This window comes from Actinoalloteichus spitiensis RMV-1378, assembly GCF_000239155.1.
Lineage (GTDB): Bacteria > Actinomycetota > Actinomycetes > Mycobacteriales > Pseudonocardiaceae > Actinoalloteichus_B > Actinoalloteichus_B spitiensis.
On the sequence record NZ_AGVX02000310.1, the window covers coordinates 21,646 to 30,422 of the forward strand.

General features: G+C 71.7%; 7 protein-coding genes. All 7 read left to right on the forward strand.

What is annotated here, in order from left to right:
• Positions 1 to 46: 46 nt before the first annotated feature.
• The gene (gene ahcY, locus ACTIDRAF_RS0214295) at positions 47 to 1,510 is read left to right on the forward strand and encodes an adenosylhomocysteinase (protein WP_016699416.1); all 1,464 of its coding nucleotides are present in this window, start codon (positions 47 to 49) and stop codon (positions 1,508 to 1,510) included.
• 790 nt (positions 1,511 to 2,300) lie between these two features.
• Positions 2,301 to 2,942, forward strand: coding sequence for a dTMP kinase (locus tag ACTIDRAF_RS0214300; protein WP_020371194.1), 642 nt, complete (start codon positions 2,301 to 2,303; stop codon positions 2,940 to 2,942).
• Positions 2,926 to 3,531: a hypothetical protein gene (locus tag ACTIDRAF_RS0214305; protein WP_016699419.1), complete on the forward strand. Its 606-nt coding sequence runs from the start codon at positions 2,926 to 2,928 to the stop codon at positions 3,529 to 3,531. The genes ACTIDRAF_RS0214300 and ACTIDRAF_RS0214305 overlap by 17 nt, the downstream gene beginning before the upstream one ends.
• Before the next feature lie 237 nt (positions 3,532 to 3,768).
• Positions 3,769 to 4,446, forward strand: coding sequence for an MtrAB system response regulator MtrA (gene mtrA, locus ACTIDRAF_RS0214310; protein WP_016699420.1), 678 nt, complete (start codon positions 3,769 to 3,771; stop codon positions 4,444 to 4,446).
• A 16-nt stretch (positions 4,447 to 4,462) separates the two neighbouring features.
• Complete coding sequence (mtrB, locus tag ACTIDRAF_RS0214315; RefSeq protein WP_016699421.1) at positions 4,463 to 6,400, forward strand: MtrAB system histidine kinase MtrB; 1,938 nt, start codon at positions 4,463 to 4,465, stop codon at positions 6,398 to 6,400.
• A complete protein-coding gene (locus ACTIDRAF_RS0214320; protein WP_157163031.1) occupies positions 6,397 to 8,184 on the forward strand; it encodes an LpqB family beta-propeller domain-containing protein in 1,788 nt (595 codons plus the stop codon). Before mtrB ends, ACTIDRAF_RS0214320 begins: the two co-directional genes overlap by 4 nt.
• A gap of 78 nt (positions 8,185 to 8,262) precedes the next feature.
• Positions 8,263 to 8,777: ComF family protein (locus tag ACTIDRAF_RS28910; protein WP_016699424.1), on the forward strand; the 515-nt coding region annotated here is incomplete at its 3' end.

Here is an 8,777-nt window from a genome sequence, read left to right on the forward strand (position 1 = left end):
AACGGTAGTGTGCGGGGGTTGTTCCCGTGTCGTGAGGAGACGCCTGATGAGCGCCGAAAGGCTCCAGACCCGTGGCGGTATCGAGTTCGCCATCGCAGACCTGTCACTCGCCGACTTCGGACGCAAGGAAATCCGGCTCGCCGAGCACGAGATGCCCGGGCTGATGGCGCTGCGGCGCGAGTACGCGGGCGCGTTCCCCCTGCGTGGGGCTCGGATCTCCGGGTCGCTGCACATGACTGTGCAGACCGCGGTACTGATCGAGACACTGGTGGATCTGGGCGCCGAGGTCCGGTGGGCGTCCTGCAACATCTTCTCCACCCAGGACCACGCGGCGGCCGCCGTCGTGGTGGGTCCGAACGGCACGGAGGAGGAGCCGAAGGGCGTCCCCGTCTTCGCCTGGAAGGGGGAGACCCTGGAGGAGTACTGGTGGTGCACCGAGAAGATGCTCACCTGGGGTGGGGATGCGCTGCCGAACATGCTCCTCGACGACGGCGGTGACGCCACCCTGCTGGTGCACAAGGGAACGCAGTACGAGAAGGCCGGCGTGGTCCCCCCGGCCGCCGACGACGACCCCGACGAGTGGAAGGTCATCCTCGACCTGCTGGGCCGCTCGCTGCGGGAGGACGGGTCCCGCTGGACCCGCGTCGGGGAGTCCATCCTGGGCGTCACGGAGGAGACCACCACCGGTGTCCTCCGCCTGTACCAGCTCGCCGCCGCCGGCGAGCTGCTCTTCCCCGCGATCAACGTGAACGACTCCGTCACCAAGTCCAAGTTCGACAACCGGTACGGCATCCGGCACTCCCTGATCGACGGCATCAACCGGGGCACGGACGTCCTGATCGGCGGCAAGGTCGCCGTGGTGTGCGGCTACGGCGACGTGGGCAAGGGCGCTGCCGAGTCGCTGCGCGGACAGGGCGCCCGGGTGATCGTCACCGAGATCGACCCGATCTGCGGCCTCCAGGCCCTGATGGACGGCTACCAGGTGTCCACCCTGGACAAGGTCATCGACCAGGCCGACATCGTCATCACCACCACCGGCAACAAGGACGTCGTCAGCGCCGAGCACATGTCCCGGATGAAGCACCAGGCGATCCTGGGCAACATCGGGCACTTCGACAACGAGCTCGACATCGCCGGGCTGGCCCGCTGGAAGGGCGTGCGGCGCGTCAACATCAAGCCGCAGGTCGACGAGTGGGTCTTCCCCGACGGCCACTCGATCATCGTGCTCTCCGAGGGGCGGCTGCTGAACCTGGGCAACGCCACCGGTCACCCGTCCTTCGTGATGTCGAACTCCTTCTCCAACCAGGTGATCGCCCAGATCGAGCTGTTCACCAAGCACGAGGAGTACGACAAGGAGGTCTTCCGGCTGCCGAAGAAGCTCGACGAGAAGGTCGCGCGCATCCACCTGGAGGCACTGGGGGGCGAGCTGACCAAGCTCACCAAGGAGCAGGCCGAGTACATCGACGTCGACGTCGACGGTCCCTTCAAGTCCGAGCACTACCGGTACTGACCGCCCCTGCCCGTGGCGGCAGTGCCGCCCGGGCTGCACTCCCGGCCGCCCGCTCCGCTCGCCGGTGCGCGGGGTGGCGCGGCCCGCATGGTGCCGGTTCCCGTGTTCGGGCACCGAGAGCGGTCGCGGCGGACGACCGCGATCCCCCGGCCCCGGTGGCCCGACCACCGGTGTGCTGGTGCCTAGTCCGTTCGCAGGCATGACCACGGCGGGGAGCCCGCCGCCGTGGCCGCCGCCCTGCTCCGGCGGGCACCGGCCCGGACCACCGGCGCGGCGCCCCCCGAGGTGGTGCCCAACCCGGGGGCCGGGGGTACGTCGTCGCGCGCGGAGGGCGGCGACGTCCTCCGCTGGCGGGTCAGGTCGGACCTGCGCCCGGGGAGCGGGCACCGGGGCCGCGGACGTCCTGGTCCGGTGCTGACCCGGAGCGGCGTGGCCCGGTGGCCGGTGCCGGCGCGCCCCGCTGCTGACCTCCGCCATCGGGCGCACGCGCCCACCGCCCGCCCCGCAGGCGAGGACGTGCCCGCCCCGGCGGGAACACGTCCGCTAGCGGGGCACACCCCCGGTCGCGGGGGTGGGGGAGTTCCCGGCACCTGAGGCCCCCCACCGCCGCTGGCCGTGCGCTCCGCGGAGGAGCGGGGTCCGGCGTCGTGCGCGTCGTCGCTGGCCACGAGCGCGGGGAGCGGCCTCCCGCCGGGAGGGCCCGGGCGTTGCGCGTCCCGTCCCCGCCCCCCGCACGGCATTCCTGGGCCGGCGTGCGGGTGCCCGAGGGGGGTGGCTACGGTGTGCGCCCGTGGGACGCTTGATCGGGATCGAGGGCATTGACGGCGCGGGCAAGCGGACCTTGTTCGGGAGGTTGAGCGCGGCACTCACCGAGCGCGGACTGAGCGTTCACGGCCGGGCCTTCCCGCGGTACGGCCTGGACGTGCACGCGGACCTGGTGCGGGACGCCCTGCGCGGTGAGCTGGGCCCGGTCTCGGACTCACCCCACGCGATGGGACTGCTGTACGCGCTCGACCGGCGGGACGCGGCGGAGGGTCTGCGGGCCGACCTGGAGCGGTACGACGTCGTGCTGCTGGACCGCTACGTGGCGTCGAACGCCGCCTACGGTGCCGCCCGGCTCCGCCAGGACGCCGACGGCGACTTCGTGCGTTGGGTGCACGACCTGGAGATCTCCCGCCTGCGGTTGCCCGTTCCCGACGCCCACCTCCTGCTCAGCGTCACACCCGCCGTCGCCGCCTCCCGGGTGACCCGCCGTGAGGCGACGGAGGTGGGCCGGGAACGGGACATCTACGAGTCGGACGCCGACCTCCAGGCCCGGTGTGCCGCACTCTACGAGCAGCTCGCCGGACGCGGCTGGCTCGCACCCTGGACGGTCGTGGACGCGGTGTCCACGGTGGATACGAATCGGTTGGTCGATGAACTTCTCGGCTGAACAGCCGCACACCCTCGTGCTCGCCCTGCTCGCTCAGGTGCGGTCGGACACCGGCCTGCCCGTGACGGACTGGGTCCGTGAGGAGCACGGCGACCACACGATCGTCGAGGTCTGCCCGCCCGACCCCGCCGGTGATGTCGTGGTGTGGCTGCTCGGGCAGATCGCGCTGGTCTTCCTGGACATCGCCGAGCCCGTCGAGTTCGACCTCCGGGAGGAGGAGCAGCAGGGAAGGCTCTACTCGCTGCTGCTCGCCGCCGCGCGGGGAGAGGTCGAGTTCGACGAGCTGGTGGGGAGGTCCGCGAGCCATCCCTACGCCGTGCGCTGGCCCGGCGGGGAACACCGGGTGACGGTGTCCTCGTGGACCTGGATGTGGCGGCGGCGCATGACGCACCGGGTGCGGCGGTTCCCCGCCTGGGCGCCGGCGGGCCCCGACCAGAGCCGGGCGGGCGGACCCGACGGGCAGCGGCAGGGCGGCGGTCCCCCTCCTCCGGAGGGGTCCCTGGTCGCGCCCCCAGAGGACGACCGGATTCCTCCCGGGGAGAGCGTGGAGGCTGCCGGAACGGCGGCTGGAGCCGGCCGTTCCGACTAGCCCGTCCCGCCCGAACCGCACCTGCGAACCGCACCTGCCCCACGCGTAACGAACCGGTCACCGGAAACGGTCTAAGACCGGGGGATACAACGTGATTCGAGTCACCACGGCGTGGAAGTGGGGGAGCTGGTGCGAAATGCGAGCACGGTGCATGGTGAGCGGTCGGGTAACAACGGTCACGTCTCGCGTCCCTGGGTGGTGCGTTCCCGCAGGGCAGCCAATGCGACGATATCCAGCATGAAGTCGCGTGTACTGGTAGTTGACGACGACCCCGCGCTCGCCGAGATGCTGACGATCGTCCTCCGGGGCGAGGGATTCGACACCGCGGTCGTCGGCGACGGCACACGCGCCCTTCCCGCCGTGCGGGAGCTCAAGCCGGATCTGGTCCTGCTGGACCTCATGCTCCCCGGGATGAACGGCATCGACGTGTGCAAGGCGATCCGCGCCGAGTCGGGTGTTCCGATCGTGATGCTGACCGCGAAGAACGACACGGTGGACGTCGTGCTCGGCCTCGAGTCCGGCGCGGACGACTACGTGGTGAAACCGTTCAAACCCAAGGAGTTGGTGGCCCGGCTGCGCGCCCGGCTCCGGCGGACGGAATCCGAGCCGGCCGAGGTGCTGAACATCGGAGATCTCACCATCGACGTGCCCGGGCACGAGGTGACCAGGGAGGGGCGACCGATCTCACTGACTCCGCTGGAGTTCGACCTGCTGGTCGCCCTTGCCCGCAAACCCCGGCAGGTGTTCACTCGTGAGGTCTTGCTGGAACAGGTGTGGGGTTACCGGCACGCCGCCGACACCCGGCTGGTGAACGTGCACGTGCAGCGGCTGCGGTCCAAGGTCGAACGTGATCCGGAGCACCCCGAGGTGGTACTGACCGTGCGCGGGGTGGGATACAAGGCCGGCCCCCCATGACCCGTGACGGGACCGGGTGGTGCGGGTGAAGAGTTCTGATCGGAGCGGTGCGTCGTTCCACCGGCGTGCCTCCCGGCGGTTCCGGCGAGCGCACCGCCTCGTCCGCCTGCGACTGCGCGCGGCCGCGGGGCTGTGGCGGCGGTCGCTCCAGGTGCGGGTGGTCGTGAGCACGCTGGCGCTCTCCTCCGCCGTGGTGTTCGTGCTGGTGATGGTGCTCCAGACGCAGATCATCTCGCGGCTGATCGATGCCAAGCGGGACGCCGCGCTCGAGCAGGCCCAGACCAGCAGGGAGATCGTCAGCAACGAGTTGCGCGGCTCCAACCCGAACTCCGACGGTTTCGGCACCCAGCTCAGCGCGGCGAGGAACACGCTCAGCACCAGGACCGACCAGGACTCCTCCGGTTCCGCCGGCGTCTTCGACCCGGTGCTCGCCGACTTCTACGGGCGTCAGACCGAGACGGGGGAGCCGCTGGCCCAGTCCGGTCCGCTGGAGGACATCCCGGAGGACCTGCGGCGTCAGGTGGAGGACGAGAACAGCCTCGCCTCCCAGATCACCACCGTCGACCGCGACGGCCGACCGGTGACGATGCTCGCGGTCGGGATTCCCGTGCCCACGGTGAGCCGGACGATCCAGCTCTACCAGCTGTACCCGTTGACCCCGGAACAGCGGACCATCAGCCTCGTGCAGAGCACGTTGCTCGTCGGGGGGCTCGCGCTGGTGGTCCTGCTGGGCGGCGTCACCTACCTGGTGACCAGGCAGGTCGTCCGGCCGGTCCGGGAGGCGGCCGAGGTCGCCGAACGCTTCGCCGACGGAGACCTGGACGACCGGATGCGGGCCACCGGCGAGGACGAGGTGGCCAGGCTCGCCGACTCCTTCAACGCGATGGCGGAGAGCCTCCAGGGCCAGATCCGCCAGCTCGAGGAGTTCGGGCAGCTCCAACGCCGCTTCACCTCGGACGTCTCCCACGAGTTGCGGACCCCGCTGACCACGGTCCGGATGGCGGCGGACGTGCTGCACGCCTCCCGCGACCAGTTCCCCGCCGGCCTCGCCCGCTCCACCGAGCTGTTGGTCAACGAACTGGACCGCTTCGAGTCCCTGCTCAGCGACCTGCTGGAGATCAGCCGGCTGGACGCCGGGGTGATCCAGCTCAGCGCGGAGAGCGTGGACCTGCGCCCGGTGGTGCGCAGCGCCGCGGAGTCGGTGCGCGCGATCGCCGCGACCGCGAAGGTCCGCATCGACCTCCACCTGCCACCGGATCCGGTGATGGTCGCGATCGACTCCCGCCGCATCGAACGGGTGCTCCGCAACCTGCTGGCCAACGCCGTCGACCACGGCGAGGGCAAACCCGTGGAGGTCAGGGTCGGGGAGAGCTCCTCCGCGGTCGCCGTCACCGTCCGGGACTTCGGTGTGGGCCTCAGACCAGGCGAGGAGGAACTGGTCTTCAACCGCTTCTGGCGCGCCGACCCGTCCCGGAACCGGCACAGCGGCGGCACCGGCCTGGGCCTGGCCATCAGCCTGGAGGACGCCCGCCTGCACAACGGCGAGTTGGAGGCGGTCGGTGAACCAGGGGAGGGGGCGTGCTTCCGGCTGACACTGCCCCGGCGGCCCGGCATCGAACTGACGCAGAGCCCGCTGCCGCTGATGGTGGCGGACCCGGCGTGGGGCGGTGCCCGCCCCTACTACGGCGCGGAACGCCTCGTGGCGGGCGGCGACCCCGAGGACGGCCCCGCCGGTCCCGGGTCCGGCGCTCCACCAGCCGAGGGGCCGCCGGCGGGAGCGGACGCGCCTTCGCCCGTGGAGGGCTCGGAGTACCCGGAGGAGCCGGTGCTGGTCGGCGCGGAGGACGAGATGGCGCTGGCCGAGGCGCGGGCGGCGCGGGAACGGTTGGAGAAGTTGGGCCTTCCCAGCTGGTCGGAGGCGCTCACCGCCGACCGGGGGAGGGACTCGACGTGACCTCTGGGCTCAGCGGAGGTGGCAGGGGAGCAGCGGCCCGCCTGGTGGTCGTGCTGCTCGCGGGAGCGTGCCTGCTCGCCGGCGGGTGTGTGGCGATCCCGGAGTCCTCCACCGCCACGGTGGCGCAGCGCATGGATGACGGGAGCCCCGGTGGCGACGTCCAGGCCCCCGATCCGGAACTGGACGCGCCGGAACTGGCCCGCGCCTTCGTCCAGGCGAGCGCGCGCCCCGACGACGACCACGCGGAGGCGCGCGCGTACCTGACCGACGAGGCCCAGCGCCAGTGGGACACCGAGTCCCGCATCACCCTGGTGGACGAGCTCCAACTGGTGATCCACGACCAGGAACTGGCCGTGAGCGAGGCCCCGGACGACGTCGCGGTCGTCCGGGTGACGGCGCGCCGCATCGGCCGGATCGAGCCGGACATGTCCTTCGTGCCCGACTGGGGAACGCACGACATGCGGCTGGTGATGACCAAGGAGAGCGAGAACCAGGGGTGGCGGATCAGCCAGCCCCCCACCGACGTCGTCATGACGGTGGACGACTTCAACCTGAACTACCAGCAGGTCCAGCTGTACTTCCACGCCAGCGACCGGCCCGGCCTCGTCCCGGACCTGCGGTACATCCCGGCCCAGCCGAGCACCGCGCACCCCGGGAAGGTCGTCGAGCTGCTCCAGCAGGGCCCCTCGGCGAGCCTCGCCGGCGCGGTCGCTCCCGTGCTGCCCCGGGGCGCGGCGATGCGGTCCAACGTCAGCGACGCGCGGGACGCCGTGATCGAGGTCAACCTGTCGAACCTGGGTAAGGACCCGACGCCGGAGTCCTACCGGCGGATGGTCGCGGGCATCGTGCTCTCCGTCCAGTCGGTCACCCCGCGTCCGGTGCGGGTGATGTACGAGAACGTCGACGTGCTGCCGGAGAAGAAGCTGTGGCGCATGGTCGACTTCCGGGCGGAGATGCAGGCGTTCGCCCCCAACCTGGACCTGCCGGGGCTGATGGTGCGCAACGGCCGGGTGGAGACGTTGACCGGAGAGCCGGTGCCGGGGCCCGCCGGGGCGGGCGACTACCGGGCCGAGACCGCGGCGCAGTCGGTGGACGGCAGCCAGCTCGCGGTCGTCGGCCGCGACGTGCGCGGTCGGCCCACCCTCTGGGTCGGCGGGTACGGCGAGGACCTGCTGCCGGTGGAGATCGACGCCGAGACGCTCACCAGGCCGACGTGGCGGGCCGGCACCTCCGAGTTGTGGACCGTCGTCGACGGCGACACGGTGTTGCAGGTGGTGGCCACGGGGCAGAACGGCTGGGTGACCAGGCCGGTGCCCCACCGGCTGCCCGACGACCAGTTGCCCATCACCGATCTCCGGCTGTCCCCGGACGGGATGCGGGTGGCCGTCGTCGGGGGTGACGACCTGCTGGTCGCCTCCGTGTCCAGCGACAACGAGGGGCCCAGGATCGGGGGGCACCACGTGCTGCACCGCATCGGGGAGGAGATCCAGGCCCGTTCGGTGGCCTGGCAGTACCCGGCACCCGGGGAACAGGGCAGCGAGTACCTGATCGTCGCGGTCAGCGGGAAGTACCCGGTGATGCGGATCAGCCCGGACGGCATGGTCTTCCAGCGCTACCAGCAGTCGAACCTGACCCAGGACGTCACGACCGTGACCGCCTTCCCGAAGAAGGACGTGATGGTCGCGGACCAGAACGGGCTGTGGACCGTGCAGGACGTGAACAGCTACTGGCAGCAGCACGCGGCCGTCAAGAACGGTGGGGCAGTGCCTATTTACCCCGGGTGACACCCGATCGGTCGGTATCGGGGTTCGGTCGTCGGCCGGAGCCACGTTCTCGTCGGTGCCGTTCGGGAGGCTCCGCCCGTGCGCGCGCTGTGGGAACCGGTGCTGGATCTGGTCGTGCCCCGCTGGTGCGTGGGCTGTGACCTCCCGGGACGTGAGCTCTGCGACGGGTGCCGGCGTGGTCTCGGCCGACCACGGCCGGTGACGGGGAGGCCCGTCGCCGTGGCGGCCCCGGTCTACGCGTTGGCCGAGTACACGGGCGTGACCAGAACCGCCGTCCTGGCGTTCAAGGAACGGGCCAGGTGGGGGTTGGCGGCCCCCCTTGGCGAGGCGCTCGCGGAGGGGATCGGCGGTCAGCACGGGCCGGTGGGGCCCCCACCGGAGCTGGGGCGTGGCGAACCCTGGTGGCTGGTTCCCGCGCCCTCCCGCCCGGCCGCGGCGCGCAGGAGGGGCGGGAACCACGTGCTGCGGCTGGCCGGGGTCGCCGCCGCGGACCTCCGTGAGCGCGGCCTGGCCGTCGGGGTCGCGGACGGCCTCCGGCTGCGAGCCGGCGCCAGGGATTCGGTGGGTCTCCCGAGCGCCGAGCGGCTGGGGGG

Bases quoted from the DNA above. Each gene is read 5' to 3' on its own strand.
- ahcY (WP_016699416.1), top strand. From the start codon at position 47: ATGAGCGCCGAAAGGCTCCAGACCCGTGGCGGTATCGAGTTCGCCATC.
- ACTIDRAF_RS0214305 (WP_016699419.1), top strand. From the start codon at position 2,926: ATGAACTTCTCGGCTGAACAGCCGCACACCCTCGTGCTCGCCCTGCTC.
- mtrA (WP_016699420.1), top strand. From the start codon at position 3,769: ATGAAGTCGCGTGTACTGGTAGTTGACGACGACCCCGCGCTCGCCGAG.